Source organism: Algivirga pacifica, assembly GCF_039543525.1.
GTDB classification, from domain to species: Bacteria; Bacteroidota; Bacteroidia; order Cytophagales; family Flammeovirgaceae; genus Algivirga; species Algivirga pacifica.
In genome coordinates this window covers 1-16,629 of the sequence record NZ_BAABJX010000044.1, presented here as the reverse complement: position 1 = coordinate 16,629, position 16,629 = coordinate 1, and the positions used below count along the sequence as shown (strand labels likewise).

The 16,629-nt window shown below is 40.3% G+C and carries 17 protein-coding genes; 4 read left to right on the top strand and 13 right to left on the bottom strand.

The window, feature by feature from the left end:
- Window positions 1–103: 103 nt before the first annotated feature.
- On the top strand, window positions 104–943 hold the full coding sequence (locus ABD985_RS14660) for an alpha/beta fold hydrolase (RefSeq protein ID WP_345372971.1): 840 nt from the start codon (window positions 104–106) through the stop codon (window positions 941–943).
- A gap of 68 nt (window positions 944–1,011) precedes the next feature.
- Here the strand turns inward: ABD985_RS14660 and ABD985_RS14655 are convergent, their stop codons facing one another.
- The 3 genes from ABD985_RS14655 to ABD985_RS14645 form a co-directional block, all read right to left on the bottom strand.
- The gene (locus tag ABD985_RS14655; RefSeq protein ID WP_345372970.1) at window positions 1,012–1,809 is read right to left on the bottom strand and encodes a hypothetical protein; all 798 of its coding nucleotides are present in this window, start codon (window positions 1,807–1,809) and stop codon (window positions 1,012–1,014) included.
- Window positions 1,810–1,945: 136 nt separating this feature from the next.
- Window positions 1,946–2,317 carry a hypothetical protein gene (locus ABD985_RS14650; protein ID WP_345372968.1) on the bottom strand — a complete coding sequence of 124 codons (372 nt, stop codon included), beginning with the start codon at window positions 2,315–2,317 and terminating at the stop codon, window positions 1,946–1,948.
- A 21-nt stretch (window positions 2,318–2,338) separates the two neighbouring features.
- Entirely contained in the window at window positions 2,339–3,049 is a 711-nt protein-coding gene (locus tag ABD985_RS14645; RefSeq protein ID WP_345372966.1) for a hypothetical protein, read from the bottom strand.
- A 166-nt stretch (window positions 3,050–3,215) separates the two neighbouring features.
- Between ABD985_RS14645 and ABD985_RS14640 the strand changes: the two genes are divergently transcribed.
- The gene (locus ABD985_RS14640) at window positions 3,216–3,665 is read left to right on the top strand and encodes a hypothetical protein (RefSeq protein ID WP_345372964.1); all 450 of its coding nucleotides are present in this window, start codon (window positions 3,216–3,218) and stop codon (window positions 3,663–3,665) included.
- A gap of 82 nt (window positions 3,666–3,747) precedes the next feature.
- Here the strand turns inward: ABD985_RS14640 and ABD985_RS14635 are convergent, their stop codons facing one another.
- From ABD985_RS14635 to ABD985_RS14610, 6 genes are all read right to left on the bottom strand, one after another.
- The gene (locus ABD985_RS14635) at window positions 3,748–5,037 is read right to left on the bottom strand and encodes a hypothetical protein (protein WP_345372962.1); all 1,290 of its coding nucleotides are present in this window, start codon (window positions 5,035–5,037) and stop codon (window positions 3,748–3,750) included.
- Between the two features lie 327 nt (window positions 5,038–5,364).
- Complete coding sequence (locus tag ABD985_RS14630) at window positions 5,365–6,492, bottom strand: NAD(P)/FAD-dependent oxidoreductase (protein WP_345372960.1); 1,128 nt, start codon at window positions 6,490–6,492, stop codon at window positions 5,365–5,367.
- Complete coding sequence (locus ABD985_RS14625) at window positions 6,479–7,195, bottom strand: methyltransferase domain-containing protein (protein ID WP_345372958.1); 717 nt, start codon at window positions 7,193–7,195, stop codon at window positions 6,479–6,481. Before ABD985_RS14625 ends, ABD985_RS14630 begins: the two co-directional genes overlap by 14 nt.
- Before the next feature lie 206 nt (window positions 7,196–7,401).
- Window positions 7,402–8,496: a type III polyketide synthase gene (locus ABD985_RS14620; RefSeq protein ID WP_345372956.1), complete on the bottom strand. Its 1,095-nt coding sequence runs from the start codon at window positions 8,494–8,496 to the stop codon at window positions 7,402–7,404.
- Window positions 8,497–8,537: 41 nt separating this feature from the next.
- Window positions 8,538–9,440 carry a UbiA family prenyltransferase gene (locus ABD985_RS14615; RefSeq protein WP_345372954.1) on the bottom strand — a complete coding sequence of 301 codons (903 nt, stop codon included), beginning with the start codon at window positions 9,438–9,440 and terminating at the stop codon, window positions 8,538–8,540.
- 180 nt (window positions 9,441–9,620) lie between these two features.
- Window positions 9,621–10,133, bottom strand: coding sequence for a glutathione peroxidase (locus ABD985_RS14610; RefSeq protein WP_345373006.1), 513 nt, complete (start codon window positions 10,131–10,133; stop codon window positions 9,621–9,623).
- A gap of 617 nt (window positions 10,134–10,750) precedes the next feature.
- Here ABD985_RS14610 and ABD985_RS14605 point away from each other — a divergent pair.
- The gene (locus ABD985_RS14605; RefSeq protein ID WP_345372952.1) at window positions 10,751–11,827 is read left to right on the top strand and encodes an NADH:flavin oxidoreductase; all 1,077 of its coding nucleotides are present in this window, start codon (window positions 10,751–10,753) and stop codon (window positions 11,825–11,827) included.
- Window positions 11,828–11,886: 59 nt separating this feature from the next.
- Here ABD985_RS14605 and ABD985_RS14600 read toward each other — a convergent pair whose 3' ends face one another.
- From ABD985_RS14600 to ABD985_RS14585, 4 genes are all read right to left on the bottom strand, one after another.
- Window positions 11,887–12,393 (bottom strand): hypothetical protein, encoded by a 507-nt coding sequence (locus ABD985_RS14600; protein WP_345372950.1) that lies wholly within the window; start codon window positions 12,391–12,393, stop codon window positions 11,887–11,889.
- 93 nt (window positions 12,394–12,486) lie between these two features.
- The gene (locus ABD985_RS14595; RefSeq protein ID WP_345372947.1) at window positions 12,487–13,410 is read right to left on the bottom strand and encodes a hypothetical protein; all 924 of its coding nucleotides are present in this window, start codon (window positions 13,408–13,410) and stop codon (window positions 12,487–12,489) included.
- 168 nt (window positions 13,411–13,578) lie between these two features.
- Entirely contained in the window at window positions 13,579–14,085 is a 507-nt protein-coding gene (locus tag ABD985_RS14590) for a hypothetical protein (RefSeq protein WP_345372945.1), read from the bottom strand.
- 55 nt (window positions 14,086–14,140) lie between these two features.
- On the bottom strand, window positions 14,141–15,274 hold the full coding sequence (locus tag ABD985_RS14585) for a hypothetical protein (protein WP_345372943.1): 1,134 nt from the start codon (window positions 15,272–15,274) through the stop codon (window positions 14,141–14,143).
- Window positions 15,275–15,587: 313 nt separating this feature from the next.
- Between ABD985_RS14585 and ABD985_RS14580 the strand changes: the two genes are divergently transcribed.
- A complete protein-coding gene (locus ABD985_RS14580) occupies window positions 15,588–16,250 on the top strand; it encodes a porin family protein (protein ID WP_345372940.1) in 663 nt (220 codons plus the stop codon).
- The last annotated feature ends 379 nt before the right edge of the window (window positions 16,251–16,629 follow it).

Here is a 16,629-nt window from a genome sequence, read left to right as displayed (position 1 = left end):
AATAGAAGTAATACCTTTTATAATCCAAAATAAGGATCACAAAAAACTATTTACCGCACACTGTACACTGCTCATTATTCACTGTACATTGCTCACTGTTATTATGGGAAAAAGAAATACATATTCCGTAGGAGGCAACACACTATCTGTAATAGAAATGGGAGACTCAGCCGATCCCGTAGCGATTTTTTTACATGGCATTCCCGCTTCAGCAGAGCTATGGAGAAGTAGTATGAGTCGAATCGCCCAAGATGGCTGGTACTGCATGGCACCGGATTTGCCGGGGTTTGGACAGACAGAGATCAAGGTCAAAGATCCTTCTGCCTATACCTTGGAAGGGATGGCCAAGTTATTACTACAATGGATGATGCAGGAGGGGTTAGGAGAAGTGTGGTTAATCTCTCATGATATAGGAGGAGGCGTAGCCCAATGGATGCTTTCCGAAAAACCCTTGCTTTTTACCAAAGCGACATTTAGTAATAGTATTGCGGGAGACTCCTGGCCTGTAAAAGATGTAGCACCTATGATTAAGGCGGCTAAAACGAAGATGTTTGCCTGGATGGCACTTTTAGGTTTTTTCAAGAAAAAAGATCTGCATCGGGCAATTGCTAAGACCTTCCGTCAACAGCCTATTGAGATGGATGAGTTCGAGTGTATCTTCTACGATGGGAAATTCAGTAACTTTCAACGGGCTAAAAAATTCCAGAAAATGCTACGATCACTGGATAATAAATACACCCAAGAAATTTTAGGAAAGCTCTCCTTAGTGAATGTTCCCGTACAGTTGGTATGGGCCATGGACGACATTTATCAGCCTTGGGGGATTTCTGGAGTAATGCTTAAAGAAGCCTTCCCAAAAGCCACAGTCACCCAGATCCATAATTGCGGCCATTTTCTGCAGATCGATGATGTCGATAGCTATACCGAAGCACTTTTAAGATAACCGTAGGGATACGCCATTGATGCGATCGAGTAGGGTATTACAAATTAGCACAGGGCACCGCCCTGTGCCTACAATTGAAAATGAATATGATCATCATGCCTTACCGCCCGACACCCATGAAACCTTAGTTTATGATGTTGCAGTTTCATTCGGGTTTTCAGATGAGGTTCTATAAATACTTTTTTTACACTAATTTGCTGCAGGATCGTTTGCAGTAAAGTCCTATTCCCCTGTATAGAAAACGTTAGTTCTTGCTCCTTTTTTCCTAAGGTTAAATACTGTGCATAATCATACTGCCAGAATCCTTGATTCTTACAGACTTCTATTTGATTATACTCTTGTTTCAGCGGTTCTTCAAAAACGCCGTACCCGCTATTGGAGGGTTTTAGATTGACCAGCTGCTTATCCTTATTGCTATAAATAAAAGAGAGATCTACTTTTTTTCCATCGTTATGGCTCAGGTGAGGAAATAGTGGAAACCCCTTGATAAAAGGGAAATTAGCATCCAAATAGACGACTTTAATACCATGGTGTTTTTGATCCAAATTCTGACTGATTTCCTGCAAGGCTTGATTTAATGCTGGAGTAACATAATTCCTGTTAGCTATTTTGTAAAGCATAGAATGGGCTTCAATCATCTCGCTTTCCTTGATTCTTTCTCTTCCAAACAATGGGGCGACATAGGGTATGACGAGAAAAGTAGCCAATGCATATAGCAGGCTAAACAGCGTGAGCCGTTTGCCCCACCAATAGCGGGATTTCTCCCGGATAAGCAGGATTGTGATCAAGTAGATAATTCCACCAACTTGGGTGAGTAGCGTTAATAATAACGTTATAGCTAAGTGAAAGAGAATAGAAATGAACATAAAAAATGGTGATAGTATCATCAATTTACAGACCCAATAAACTCATAAAGCCACTCATAGATAGGTTCCAAAAATTCACCAATCCTTACCCTGAACTTATAGCCTAAAACAAAGAGACAAATGGATAAGGTCGCTTTTAGGTATTGATGAAAAGACTCTTCCCTGCTTTTTGAGAGCACTTCTTGACTAAGCACTTTTCCCGAAGCAATCGACTGTTGATATTGCTGTATAAGGGTATGGCAAAAGTTTTCAAAGCCTTCTGCTTATCCTTTGAGGGGAATCCGTTGATCGCTATTCGAACCGCTTCCTCTTGATAATTAATGGTAATGATGTGGTGTTGCTTGATAGGAGAAAAAGAGTATACCCATGGAAGTTTTGATCTGAACTTTAGATGACGTGTTTCTTGAGTCTCCAAGGAGTACCCTAGTCCCTGAAAGAAGCGAATGCTTAAGGCTAAAGGATGCTCCTCTGTTGAGAAGTTTGTATTAAAAGTAGTTTGAATGAGCATAATTGATACTTCAATGAATCCTTAAAGCTTGATTTGAATACCCATTCCTACAGTTCCTATATTTAAGGTAAGGTCGATTAATTCTATTTCTTGTTGAGTAGGGATAGCAGGGTTTTCAAATGTGACCGTATTGCCAAAATGTATGATTCGCTGTCCTTGAACGGAACAGGTAAATGCCAGATGATCCGTAAGTGGGGCAACCAGTTGAACTTCAGCTTGTCCTCCTAATCCGAGAGTATAGGCCTCTCCAAAAATAAAGACCGGTAAAATTCCTGCTTTAGGAAGGATTTTGATGTTGTTGCCTAAACTGTAGCCAATAGAAAGTGGTAGTTGAATCGTTTTATAACTACTAGAGCCCGACGCAATCTCATTGGAAAAATTACTAAAACCAATATGATATCCATACTTTTGAAAAGTAATACCTAAGCCTCCTACTAGGTTGTTTTTGGAGACATATTGGTAACTAGCTCCTATAGAGGATTGAATCATGTAGTCATAAATTATTTCTGGTGAGGTGGTTTCAGTGGATTGAATAACTTGTTCTGAGGTATTAGCCTGCCATTGATTGGTTATTTCAAATGATGTATTGTTAGAAGGCTTTGTCGTATTATTATATTGCCTTTTAGGAAAGGAACTAATGGTGCCGTATCCTTGGATACTAAATAAATGTTCTTGTGAAAAGCCTTGAAGAGATACGAGGAATAAGAATAAAATAGAAGCAAGGTATTTCATTGTTTATAGGGTATAAAGATTTGAAAAAATACAAAGATCATAGTGATAAAAATCAAACTCAAGATAACGATTATTCAATAAAATCCTTTAATAATCAATCTGCTAATTGTTTGTAAGCCCTTCCTTTCTTTTCTATTTTGCATTAACGCTTTTTAAACTTGATCAAATGGCATCCATGACAGACCTCTTTTTTCCCGCAATTTTCTTCGCTAGCTTCTTTTTATTCATGTTTTTTGTCAACTACTTTATTAGTAAGCAAACGCATCAAAGAGCAAGGACTTTACAGGCTAGTCCACACCTTCAACTCCTAGCAAGAGAGAAGAAAGCGGTAGTGCAAACCACCTCCTTTAAAAAGCGTATCAACTTACTTTCACGTATTCGAAAAGTGGACCTTTACCTGCATCAGGAGGGAGTATTACTGATAGGGCATCAACAATCGTTAGGATTAACCTTCTATCAGTTTCTATGGGTAACGAAAGGTAAAAAGCACTTTCCGGTTCCCAATGCTCTTGCCATACGCCCTGAAAAAGTTTCTACTTATCTCCAAGATAGCGGACCTTATGGTTTAAAGGAGGAGTTGGTAGTAGCTCTATTAATTTCAGAATACAGGATTTGAATGAAGAAGAAGGTCAATTGGTGGAAGCGGCATTTAAAGTAAAAGTATAATAGTTATACGTTACCTCAACACCGATCACCACCTACAAGAAGATTTGTGTTTGCATCACAAGGCCATTCACTCGCTCAGGTCTTGCTCCTGTGTAGTTTTGCAAGGAGTTTTTATACTCCAGCGTCACCTTGGCATTATGTCCATTGATAAACCAGTTGAGACCTACTTGTAAGGCATCTCCTGAGTTTTCAAAGGCATGATAATCCCTGACACTATAGGCCATATAAGGCATCACACGTCCTACCGTACTTTTGAATGGCAACAGGTAACCTACCTGTCCATAAATAGAGGAGCCAGACCCATAAGTGGTGCCAAGGGTATAGTCATCAAAGCCATAATGGTAGTTATAGTATACCACATAGGAATTAATAGCTCCCTTGCCCAATGGAGCATCGTAGTACAGGTCTACGGCAAAGTGATTGACATCTCCTCCTACTGCTGTATTCTCCTCTTCAATTTTCACTACCCCATTTTTGTGGTTGAAGAAACCTGCACCCAAGTTTAGGACTTTCTTTTTGCCCATATAAGTACCGACCCTGTAAGGAAGTTTATGCCCTTCTTTCTCTAGCAAGTTGTATTCAAAGTAACCGGCAAAAGCATATCCAGACGCTTCACCCAAAAGCTTTTTACCTGAGTAGGATATATCTCCTACCGCCAATGAGGTTTCATCCTGAGCACCTAGCGCATGGTGGATCGGATCGTTGATGGCTACGGAGTAACGGAACTTACCCATATACCCCTTGGCATATATTCCCAAATGTCTGGCAAACTGATCGGTCAGGCCTAGCTGTGGCCATGCTTGTCGGTAATTATCTAGGGTAACAAAGTTTAGCGTACTGGCATTAGTGGCTCTGCTCAAACCATTCCAGTAGTGTAAACCTGCTCCCACATATAGCATTTCGTTATTGGAAACCTTGAATTCTCCCCAGGCGCCATGCAAGAAGATCTGTGTAGCATTTGCTGTAGCGGCATTTGTGGCTCTGCTCCCCAAGGGATCCATATTGGAAGCACTCAGGTTATTCAGTCCAAAATGGGAAAGTACCAGAAATCGGGGGGATATCTGTGCATAAGCCAGCAGGCGCGACCTTCTTATTCTCAAGGAAGGATTGATATTGTCGCTAAGGTTGTTGTCCTCTGCCCAAATTTGGTTCCATAGAATAAATCGCAAGTACTTGGAGCCATCCTCTGATAGGGAAAGTTTAAGCGGCTTGTACTCCGCCGGGAAGTCCTGTTGATGTTTTGTCTCCTGTCCCATCGAAGGGAATAGGAATAAGACCTGTACTAAAAAGAGTAGGCCCAGTCTCAGTGTCAGTGATTGCATTATTTCGTTTTCTTTTCTAATGATTGTGATGGGAGAATGCTATAGTTGACGTATCCCCTTCATTGGAATCGGCTAAAAATAACTAGAAATAGTTCAATTAAATCCACTGATTAAACGTTGTTAACGAGATGGGAGCTTCGAAAAAGAGTATTTACTTAGAGCTTGTTTGAAATACTGATTTAGATAGAGAAAATTTCTATAACCTGTTCAAATTGATTCAAATTTGAGAATAATAGTGGTTCTATTAGTTGAAAATTTGAGTCGATTTGAACAGTGATTAGAGGAATTTTCTATCTGAAGATGTATTCCAAACAAGCTCTTAGTCTTCTATAAAAAAGGTTTCCCATGTGTCCTGAGAATAATCTGTCGTGTTAGCCAGGGAAAAAGGGTGAGGAGTTCAAGAGTGCGGTAGGCCCAACGGGTATTCTTGAGAATCCCCTGCAAGATTCTACCGGTTTTCAATCGGCTGCCAAATTCATTTTTCCATTGCTTGGCATAGAGTTGCTTGAGCACTTCCCAACTCATTTGATCTTGAAAATACCTCTCAAGCAAGGAGGCTAGCATGTTGCTGCTTCTAAACGCCATGCTCATCCCGTTTCCTGAAAGGGGGGCGATCAGTCCGGCAGCATCGCCAATCATAATAATGTCTTTGTGAAAGAGTTCCTTGGAGGAAAAGTCAATCTGAGAAATTGCCAGTGGTTTTTCGTACAAACGCTTGAAGCCGAGGAACTGACGTAGGTAAGGGTTTTCTGAGAGGATTTCTTGCTCCATACGGTGAATGCTCCCACCAGCCTTTTTCAGGTTCGTCGCTGTGGTAAGGTAACACATGCAGTATCTATGGTCTTCTATCTTGGAAATCCCACAATACCCCTCCTTGAAATTGTGAAGCCCAATAAGGTCCTCAGGCAAGTCGGCCTCAACGTGGTACTTTACCCCTATAAAATCACTGTATCGATGCTTCATTTTGTGCTTTCTTTGTAAGGCCTGGTCAAGGTTGGATTGCTTTCCAAAAGCACCTACAGTAACCCTTGCTTGAAGGGTGGTCGTGCCACTTTTGACCTCAAAAATGTCACAATGGAGACGTTTTACGTGATTCACTCCATGTCCTTCCAATACTTCGACTCCAACATTTTTTGCCTGCTGAAAAAGTAAGTGATCCAAGCGATACCGAGAGATGCCAAATCCTCCAAGCGGTAAGGGAGCCTGCAGACTCTTACCCTTAGGGGTGGTGAGTTGTAGTCGTTCTATTTTTGGCAGTTGCTCATGCGTTAGTGATACCCCTAAGGATTCAATAAAGTCCCAGGTCTCCATAGACACATACTCCCCACAGACCCGATGAAAAGGATAGCGTTTTTTTTCCAGTAACACGACTTCATAGCCTTTTTGGGCCAGCTGGATGGAAAGGCTCAGTCCTGCGATTCCTCCTCCTATAATGGCACAATCATACGTTTTCATGGCGACCAATCATTAGCCAACGGAAGGCCCACTTCCATTGCAGTTGTACATGAGTGATATTGGCTTGCTGGCAAAGCGCCAATAATTCCTTTTTTCGAAAAGCCCTCAATACAGATAAAGGAGCATCATGCTTTACCAAATAGGATCGGGAAAATAAGCGCGTAAGCCACTGTATGCTATAGTAGGCCAGGAAGTGGCGGTGAAGGTCGTTGATCACAAACCCAATGCGGGCATGCTTTTTCATCCAGGTCAGCAGCTCTACCATAGAGGGATTATCCAGGTGGTGACAAAACAAGGAAGTAATAATAATATCAAAAGGGGGGTGCTCTTGCTGGGACAGCAGTACCCTATAGTCGGATTGTATCCAGGTGATAGGCAATCCGGCAGTATTCTGCTTGGCATATACAATACAGTCCTCTTTTAGATCTACCCCCGTGAGCGCTATATCGTATTGCTGATGCAAGTGAAGGTATACCTGTTTTAAGGTGTCCCCACCACCGCTGCCAATATCCAGAATACGGATTGTTTGCCCCTTAGGAATGGACTCAAGTAACTGTTGAAGCCCCTTGAGTACCACCTCATAACCGCCCAGTTGCTGATTGATCGTATCCAGCTCTTGCAGATTACGAAACAACGCATCCCGAGGAATATCGGGTGCATCCAGAAGCTCTTTTTTTTCAGATCGTTGACGAAATAGCAACATAATATAGTAGTTAAGATGGAAGTCTTTTGTGGAACCTCGTTCTAGAGACCGTGCTAATGCGAGGGCGTACATTGTATCATCAGGTCAGAAAGTAGTTTTTATGAACAGTTTCTGTTTATTACTGATCGTTTAAAGAATTTTGCTCACTGCTCACTGCTCACTGCTCACTGCTCACTGCTCACTGCTCACTGCTCACTGCTCACTGCTCACTGCTCACTGTAAACCAACGTCAGTCCTTCCATCGTAAGCCCGGGTCCAAAGCCAGCCGCAAAAATCGGGAAGCTCTTGTTCTTGGGGTGGTCCATCAGTCGCTTCAACACAAACAGTATAGTGACCGAAGACATATTGCCGTGGCTTTTTAAAGTCTCATAAGAATGTCCTAATGCTTCTTTAGGAAGCTCAAGGGCAGTGCCAATATTTTGCAGGATTCGGGGACCACCAGGGTGAAAAGCCCAGTGAATTTCCTCTTTGGTTTGATAGGGAAATGCCTGATCGATAATACCATGTATCCAATGGGCAATATCCTCTTTGATCAACTGTGGTACATAACTACTCAAGCGCATCAGAAATCCCTTGGAGGAAAGGTGCCAGGCCATATCCTGTTTCCCTTTTAATAATAATTGGGAATGGAACTCATTCATTTTCAACGGCTGTTGAAATCCTTTTTTATTATGGGAAACGAGGGCAGCGGCAGCGCCGTCAGCAAAAATCGCATTGGCCATTAAGTTGTCTTCGCTATCATCTTGTTGCAGGTGTAACGTACATAGTTCTACCCCAGCGATGAGCACCACAGCCTCTGGGTCTCGGGCGCAAATGGCATCGGCTTGTCGAAGCGCATGAAACATGGCATAGCATCCCATAAAGTTGATTCCTGTGCGAAAAGTGGTCGTCGGTAGCCCTAGTTCCTCAATCAGTGCAATTTCCAGCCCAGGAGCCGATAGTCCTGTACAAGACACTGTAATCAGGTGTGTCACTTCCTTTTTATCAAAATCTCCAAGACAACGATAAGCAGCTTTGGCGGCAAGGTCTGCAGCGTGCTTGTAATAGACCTCCATACGCTTTTCCAGAGAAGGAGCCTCTTCCTGCTCAGGGCCAAAAAGCAAGGATTTCTCAAAGGCAGGAGTGAAGTCTGGCAGTATCGCATGTCTTTGAGCGATGGCACTTTTCCGATAGATAATGTCTAATAATCGTTTTTCCTTTTCTTTATGGGGAGGCAAGGAGGCCTTCATAAAGGAAAGGATATCAGATTGCTTATGCTTGAAAGGGGGAACAGCAGTTCCTATGGATAAGAGGTAGTTCATGGTATGTTGATATTTTTGGAGGGATGGAAAAATATTGTTGCCTAAACCGATAACCACCACATCGCCCCATAAGTCAGGTTCATGGAAACGGCGGCCAGCAGATTCATGCGCATGGTGTTCTTGAAATTAGCGGCCGAAGTATCTTGCCATACTTTTCTCATCCAGTAGACAAAAAAGAGCATCGTAGGCAGCATCCCAACTTGGAAAACCATAAAGAAAAAAGCACGTTCAGGCAGAAAGTATATTCCTAAGAGTAAATTAGCCAAAAAGAAGCTACATAGACTGACCATAAAAGTACCTTTGTAGCCTACCCAACTGCTCAAGGATATATCTCCGTTTTCTCGATCCTGCTGGTGCTGATAGATCTGTGACAAAGGATAAGCACCTCCAATCATCAAGGAAGAGGTCAGGGCAGGCATCCAGCAGTTGACCAAAGACTCCGTAAGGGACAATCCTGAGACGGCCATATAAACCATCAGGAAGGTGTAAAAACCCTGAAAGAAAAACACCACTGAAAAGCCACCAATAGGATACTTTTTCAGTCGTATAGAACGAGCGCTATAGGCACGAGATGCCAGGATATATCCTACCAATAGCAAGGCAGGAAGTAAACCCAAGAAAAATGTCGTAAGCCCTATAGCTACGGTATCCAGTAGGATCGTGATCCAGAATAACTCTTTCGGGGGGAGTGGAGGGTGTTCTACGCCACCAATGCTATCCGTATCCTGATCCATAAGGCTATTGAAGGCATTGCTGCTCGGATAGACCAACAGGTGTAAAATGAAAAATAACCACCAAAATTGCTTCCAAAGAAAAACTTCAGGCTCAATTTGACTGACCGCAAAAAGAAAGACGGGAAGCAATAATAAAGAAAAAGGAATTCGAAGTAATACCAAGATATCCCGCAGCTTATGTCGGGGAGAGAGTACAGTGTTGTTGGGCATAAAAAGTGTTGTTCAGTCTACAGATTTATCCCTTAAGATGAAAGGTTTATCACTATAAAACAACATTGTATCGCTGAAATTGTTTTTGGCAGGGGAAAATAGAATTTAGGTACCCGAGGGGGATTTTCAGTCAATACGCAGGTCTTTATCTCATGGTAAAGACCTGCGTATGAGGTTTAATTAAAGAATCGCTTTAATATCATCCTCCATTTTCTCTGGCTTTGTCGTAGGTGCAAAACGCTTGACAGGGTTTCCGTTTTTGTCAATCAAGAACTTCGTAAAGTTCCACTTGATGTCGTTACCCAAAGTGCCTTTTAGTTCTGATTTAAGGTATTGGAACACAGGGTGGGTATTGTCACCATTGACCTCGATTTTGGCAAACATTGGGAAACTTACTCCGTAGTTGAGCTGACAAAACTCCTCAATATCTTTTTCCGTACCAGGCTCCTGGCTACCAAACTGGTTACATGGGAATCCCAGAATCACCAATCCTTGATTTTTATACTTTTTGTAAAGCATCTCAAGCCCTTCGTACTGAGGGGTCAATCCACATTTGCTGGCCGTATTAACCACAATAATGGTTTTTCCCTTGTACGCATCCATCGACATTTTCTTTCCACGGATGGTTTCTGCCTCTAAATCATAAAATGGGGCTTTTTCGATGTGCTGAGTATGTTCCTCCGTAGGATTCATCAATGTTTGTGCGCTGATTAAGCCTACTGCCAGAATAAGAATACCTCCAATAATTTTTAATGTCTTTGTCTTCATTGTTTAATAAATGTCTTATATGATTATATCGTGAGCAATTCAAATATAATACAAATTGTTGTTTAAAATATAGTATAGTAATTAAGATTGAAGCATATCCGCAGGATATCAGGTTATCGTTTAATTAAGATTGTAACCGTCATACTACCCAAAAGCTTTGTTGAGTGACACTGTGTGTCGTTGAGTGGAGCTTCGCTCCGTTGAGATGTGCTTCGCACGTTGAGATTTTATAGTACTATTTCTCAACAGCCCTAAGGGCTACTCAACGGCACGTAATGCCACTCAACTAGCGGCGCAAGCCGCCTCAACTGTCGGTTAATTATTCAAACTTAATTAAACGATAACCTGTCTATTATCTCGTAGACAGCGACAAGGTCAACCTGAATGACTATACAACAATAAACCAAGAAGTGTGTTGTAGTATTTAAAGTTAATTTTGTCGCTGTCTACGGAATAATAGATATCTTAACCGATAACCGAATATCACACGACAGCTTCAATCTTAACTACTATAGTTTTCATAAAAAAATAGTATCAGGAATATGGGAAATACTGTATTGAATACTCCTCTTTCGTTTGGATGTGGAAAAGTGATGAAGAACCGCTTTATGTTGGCGCCATTGACCAACAGACAAAGCCATGAAGATGGGACCTTGTCGGAGGATGAGTTTCACTGGTTGACGATGAGGGCCAAAGGGCAGTTTGGCTTGGTGATGACCTGTGCCTCCAATGTACAGCAGAACGGACAATGCTGGCCGGGGCAGCTCGGAATCTATGATGATAAACACATTGCAGGACACCGAAGGTTGGCCGAGAAAATACAGGAATATGGCAGCTTGGCCGTGATACAGCTGCACCACGGGGGAATGAGAAGTATCGAAGAGCTTATGGGGGAGCAGCCCGTTTGCCCATCAGCCAACGAAGAGACCAATGCCAGGGCAATGTCCTTGGAAGAAGTAGAGCAGCTCAGAGAGGACTTTATCACCGCAGCCATCAGGGCACAGGAGGCAGGGTATGATGGCGTGGAGCTTCATGGGGCGCATGGATATATCTTATGCCAGTTCTTGAGTAGTGAGATCAATCATAGAGAAGATCAATATGGAGGGAGTTTGGAGAACCGTTCCCGTTTGCTCTTTGAGATCGTAGAAGGCGTGAGAGCAGCTTGTGGAAAGGAGTTTATGCTCGGTGTAAGGCTTTCTCCAGAACGCTTCGGAATGAAACTATCTGAAGTGAAAATCGTCGCTCAGCAGTTGATTGACAGCGGAAAAGTAGACTTTCTGGATATATCCCTTTGGGATGTCTTCAAGAATAGCGATGAGACTGGAGAACCCCTAATGGAAACCTTTACCAACCTTGACCGCAAAGGTGTGCCCATCACAGTAGCGGGTAAGATTCATAGTGCCGAAGATGTAAAAAAAGTATTGGCTGCCGGCATTGACTTCGTAAGCATTGGAAAGTCTGCGATTCTGCATCATGACTTTCCGGAGAAAGTCATAGAAGATGACCATTTTCAGACCATAGAAACACCCGTCAGTAGAGCCTATCTAAGACAGGAAGGGCTAGGAGAGACCTTTATTCACTATATGGCAGAAAGGTGGGAAGGTTTTGTGGAAGGGTAAAAGGGTTGGAAGTGATACGCATTCCAATGGTATTGAAATGTAGCAATTCTACCATGGAGTTACTCTAAAAAAAGAAGAAAACCTTTATCTATAAAAACTAAACTATCACTATAATCGCTAAGTTTATATTCCCAAATTATCGGTTCAAAAAAATTAATCTCTATTTTAGATGAGTCTTTTTTAGATTGTGAATTTTTACGTAAAAAAGAAAACTCCGTGTAATCATCTCCTTTTCTAAGGAAAAAATCACTTTGTTTCTTATTTGTAAATACCAATACACTTTTGTTATAAAATTTAAAAAAACCAATAGCTTTATCAGACTTTCCTTCTGAATAAGAAGGGAAGTCTGATTCGTGAAGAATTGAAATCTTAAAATAATCTTTTGATTCTTTTGAATATTCTTTCATAACAAAGATATACCCCTCTTCATTCCAAAGCCCATGTTCATCTGATACAGCATATAAAACTTCTTCAAAATTAATGGTGGGGTGTAATTGGGGTAATTGATGGTTTTGAATAGTCCATGAAAATTGGACTAAAATAATCATTTCAATTAATTTTTTCACGGTATTATATCTTGGAATCAAGTAACTAATGCAGCTGTTTTTTTATAGTGAAAAACCACTGTCTATTCAGATATACTGTGTGCGAACGGGGCCTTACTGAATCCAGATATATTCAGACGAGTTTTTTCCAGAAAGTATTATAGTTTCCTTGTTGTTATTCAAATTGTAAACTCGTATTTCCCCCTTGTTGGAGTAGGCAATTTCGTTGTTGTTGGGAGATAGTTTCGGAGATTTCATTCTTTTGGAAATTGTTTGTGTAAGTTCTCCGGTAGAAGTGTCAAATAGTAAGACTTTTCCTGTTCCTGATTGCATAAAGAATTGTAGTAAGCTTGTCTCCAGAATGGGGACTAAGAGGGTTTTCTCATCCTGAGACAAGCTAATATCAAAAATACCATTTCCGGTTTTCGCATCAAAATAGCCGTCATAATGATAAATGTTTCTGGGGTACTGCTTGCTATCCATTAGAAAAATGTCTTGCTGCTTGAGATAAGCAGTTTGATAAGCTCCTTTCTCTACCATTTTAATGCTAGGGTCTATGCTTTGTATTTTGTCTAAAAGTTCAATTTTTCCCGGTAGAATATATTTTAATGAAATAAGGGTGTCGGCCACTAACGCTACTTCCTCATTTCCTTTAATTTGCTTGTAGTAAGTTTTGTTGCTTGATTCTTTTTTGAATGTTTTTACATACTCATGTTGTTCCTGTAGGGTACAGTTCATGCTGTCCAGATTAATGGAATAGTAAGACCATTTGTATATAGCTTGTTTACTCGTAAGACTTAAACTGTCTACAATACCTATGCGTATCTTATCGTTAGTTTTGCTTAGTGAATGATAAACAAAGGTTTTGTTGTTAAATAGATCTTTGAAGATAGGAGTAGGGGGATTGTTCCCATCCCAGAGAGATAACCCTTTGTGGTCTTCGGCAATTATGAGTTGGTGGTTGGATTGATATTTTGATTGCTTATGACAGGAGCTTATTAAGAAGAATAAGGAGAGGATGAGTAGAAAAGTCTTCATGTTATTAATGTTATGCTGATAAAAACCAAGCTATTAGACTCAGAATTAGGGTGACAAAAGAATATTAATGGAGGTTGAATAAAGTGCTTATAGACCGTAGTTGTTTATCAACTAATGCAATATATTTTTTAGGAATATGAGTTTTGAGAAATTTTATAGGTTCAGGATTTAGTCCCCAAGATATTGTTTATACTTTTCCCTAAAACGGTCATCGGATTTCATTTCATTTAAAAATAAAAATACTAATCCTCTATCATTTTCATACACCAAGCCATTTGCATTTAACCTTTTCACACTATCAAAATAAATTCTTTTTGTTCTTCTACCGTTAGAATAAAAATCACAAATCATTTTTGGAAAAAAGAATGAGGATATAGGCTCTGATTGAATAGTTTCTGAGGTTATAACACTTTTATACAATGAATCGATAGTCTCTATAACTAAAGGAGAAACTATGGTGTCGGTATAGTTGTACTTATCCAAATCATAAACTGAATAAGCAGCCCTTGACCTTATTTCAAATGGCTGGTACTTTATTAGTATAGTATCATTTTTAAACGATATATCGCGCGAAAGACCTAAGAGTTTGGCTTGATAATAACAATCGTCTGATTTCTTATTGACTTCATGACAAGCAAAAAATAATATAAGTAGAATAGGGTAAATTGATTTCATGAAAATCGGGAATGTAAAGTGAAAAGAGTGTAAAGCGTACTATTAGAGCATGTTTTTAGAAACAGTCATTCTCCTTAATCAAGAAGGAAGACTTATCTCTCCATAAGGCCCAACAAGTTTTCAGAGTATCATACTCCTGAAATTTTGGTACTCCTAAGTTGCTTGAGATTCGCATTTTTGCCCAATTCCCAATTACTTCTTCTACATAATAGCAATTGTTAATATCGTATTTGATTGTATCCGAATCCATTTTAGGTTTTGTACGAAGAGGGGTTATACTTGGATCGATTACATTTACAAAATTATGTGCAAAATGCTTTCCCCACTCTAAATAAGTTAACCTAGTGTCCGACGCTAGCCATAAGTACTTAGGTTCAGTTTTAGAGTTAACTTCTACAAGGTATCGATTTTCATATCTATCAAAACATCTAAATGCTAGCTCATCCAAGCCTTTTAGTCCATATTTGGTTTTGACTCTCAAGTTTCCATTATCAATAAATTGATTCCCTCTCACTTCACCACTTTCAACTTTAATTGTTAATAATGGTACGCTATCATTTTTATTTACAAAAAAATCATGTCTAAAAATCAATAAATCATTTGGGTTTTCAGGGTAGTCCAAAATAACCATTCCAATCCCTTCAATTACATTGGAGGAGTTATTCCTACCTGAGTAGTTATCAGTAAATCCTGAGTTCATTATAGAATCACTTAAAATTCGCTCATCGTCATCTGAATCGTAAGGAGTAAAGGGAAGGGCTGTGTATTCTTCAAATAGTTTCCAAAAGAAGTTGTTTTTATTCAATAAGAATGAGTACAGTTTATTACATTCATGGTATATCAAGTTATCAACAAATATGGAATTATTATCCATAAAATAGATTCTTTTGACTCTTCGTCCGTTTGAATAAAAATCACATACGATTGTAAATAAATCAGAAGAATCATTATTAATGACCGTATATGGATGACAAAGTAGTACTTCTTTAACGCTGGATACGATATACTTAACTTCCGCTTCTTTAGTTGCTGTAATATCATATAAGATCCTATTAGAGTCTTTTAATACATTCGTTTTTTCATATTGACTCTGCTCAGTGAGGTATTTTACACAAACAGAGTCAACTATTTGTGCCGTAGAATTATATGATGCAAATAAGAAACTAAGAAGTAAAAGTTTTCTAAACATTTTGTCTGCAGGTAGTTAATGAAGTCAAAATAAGTATAATCCAACAATCCCCCTAATAACCAATCCAGTAAATTCTTGTAGCACCTTACTTTCTTTTCTATTTTGTAGGGCTGTTTTTAACCCATCGTCTACGAGTGAACAGTGCTATTATTTAACTTAAGTTGACGACCTTGGCTACAAGGCCTATCCCTACCAATAGAATTTGTTCTGCTTCTCAAAAGATTCTCCTAATGGAATAATTTTTGATCAAGAGCCTGTTTCCGGGGAAATTACCTGAGGAGAATATTTTAAATGCACTAAACAACAAACCAATATGAAAAAGTATTTACAGCTAACGGGATTACTGATCGGGCTGCTATTTGGAAGTTCTCAAGCTTCTGCCCAGGAATTGACCGTAGTGGGGGGTATAACCCTTACCAATGAATATGCCCAGGTTTACAACACCATTGTCAGCGAGAATAATCTATGGAAATCCGGTTACCACATTGGGGTTGAGATGGATTTTCCATTGGTGGATGATCTGGCCATACAAACAGGATTGCAATTACAAAAACGAGGTTATTCTACCTTCGATAATATCTTTGGAGAGGAAATCAAAACGAGTTTCTCTACACATTACCTGGTTGTTCCCCTATTGGCCCGCTATCAGGCACGAATAAACTCACAGCTACAACTACAGGCAACGTTTGGCCCTTACCTGGCCATGGGACTCTGGGGAAAGATGATTAGTGAGGAAACCCTATTTGATACAAAAACAATTGGAAAGGTATATTGGGGAGATACCGAAGATGACGATTACACCCGTCCGGATATGGGTTTCCGCCTGGGAACCTCCCTGCTCTATGAAAACTATCGCATCGGCATCAGTTATGATCTAGGACTTTACAATACCATGCCTACTGCTTTTATCGAGGATATGAAGTCGCAGCATAGGGGCTGGCAGTTGATGATGGGGTATACCTTACCTGGAAAGTAATTAGGATTTAACACTGGGAGAGTTGGTGTCTTTTTTTTTGGTAGATCGTCATTGGCAGAGGTGCTTGCAGTGCTATGTTTTTTATTGAACTACCTTTCTTCTTTTGGGGAGAAGACCATAACTATCTTCTACCTTTGGGGTCTACAGGATTTGCAGGATTGAATTGTAGGATCACTCGACGGAGACGCCATGTAATGGTGATCTTGTCTCGATATACACAGAACTATCGGTTTATTACCCACATTTGAATCATCCACCCAATCGGATTTATAAGGAATAGGCCGTATGGTTCGCAGTGCACTCCCGTCGAGTGCACCTAGTTTGCCCCGCATGCAAACATATCTGGCAGCTTGCAAGAAAGCTGTGCCGCCTAATCGGA

Excerpts from the sequence above, each read along its gene's own strand:
- ABD985_RS14635 (WP_345372962.1), bottom strand. The coding sequence starts at position 5,037 with ATGCAATCACTGACACTGAGACTGGGCCTACTCTTTTTAGTACAGGTC.
- ABD985_RS14640 (WP_345372964.1), top strand. The coding sequence starts at position 3,216 with ATGGCATCCATGACAGACCTCTTTTTTCCCGCAATTTTCTTCGCTAGC.
- ABD985_RS14585 (WP_345372943.1), bottom strand. The coding sequence starts at position 15,274 with ATGTTTAGAAAACTTTTACTTCTTAGTTTCTTATTTGCATCATATAAT.
- ABD985_RS14605 (WP_345372952.1), top strand. The coding sequence starts at position 10,751 with ATGGGAAATACTGTATTGAATACTCCTCTTTCGTTTGGATGTGGAAAA.
- ABD985_RS14630 (WP_345372960.1), bottom strand. The coding sequence starts at position 6,492 with ATGAAAACGTATGATTGTGCCATTATAGGAGGAGGAATCGCAGGACTG.
- ABD985_RS14625 (WP_345372958.1), bottom strand. The coding sequence starts at position 7,195 with ATGTTGCTATTTCGTCAACGATCTGAAAAAAAAGAGCTTCTGGATGCA.
- ABD985_RS14650 (WP_345372968.1), bottom strand. The coding sequence starts at position 2,317 with ATGCTCATTCAAACTACTTTTAATACAAACTTCTCAACAGAGGAGCAT.
- ABD985_RS14595 (WP_345372947.1), bottom strand. The coding sequence starts at position 13,410 with ATGAAGACTTTTCTACTCATCCTCTCCTTATTCTTCTTAATAAGCTCC.
- ABD985_RS14655 (WP_345372970.1), bottom strand. The coding sequence starts at position 1,809 with ATGTTCATTTCTATTCTCTTTCACTTAGCTATAACGTTATTATTAACG.
- ABD985_RS14620 (WP_345372956.1), bottom strand. The coding sequence starts at position 8,496 with ATGAACTACCTCTTATCCATAGGAACTGCTGTTCCCCCTTTCAAGCAT.
- ABD985_RS14660 (WP_345372971.1), top strand. The coding sequence starts at position 104 with ATGGGAAAAAGAAATACATATTCCGTAGGAGGCAACACACTATCTGTA.
- ABD985_RS14610 (WP_345373006.1), bottom strand. The coding sequence starts at position 10,133 with ATGAATCCTACGGAGGAACATACTCAGCACATCGAAAAAGCCCCATTT.
- ABD985_RS14590 (WP_345372945.1), bottom strand. The coding sequence starts at position 14,085 with ATGAAATCAATTTACCCTATTCTACTTATATTATTTTTTGCTTGTCAT.
- ABD985_RS14615 (WP_345372954.1), bottom strand. The coding sequence starts at position 9,440 with ATGCCCAACAACACTGTACTCTCTCCCCGACATAAGCTGCGGGATATC.
- ABD985_RS14645 (WP_345372966.1), bottom strand. The coding sequence starts at position 3,049 with ATGAAATACCTTGCTTCTATTTTATTCTTATTCCTCGTATCTCTTCAA.
- ABD985_RS14580 (WP_345372940.1), top strand. The coding sequence starts at position 15,588 with ATGAAAAAGTATTTACAGCTAACGGGATTACTGATCGGGCTGCTATTT.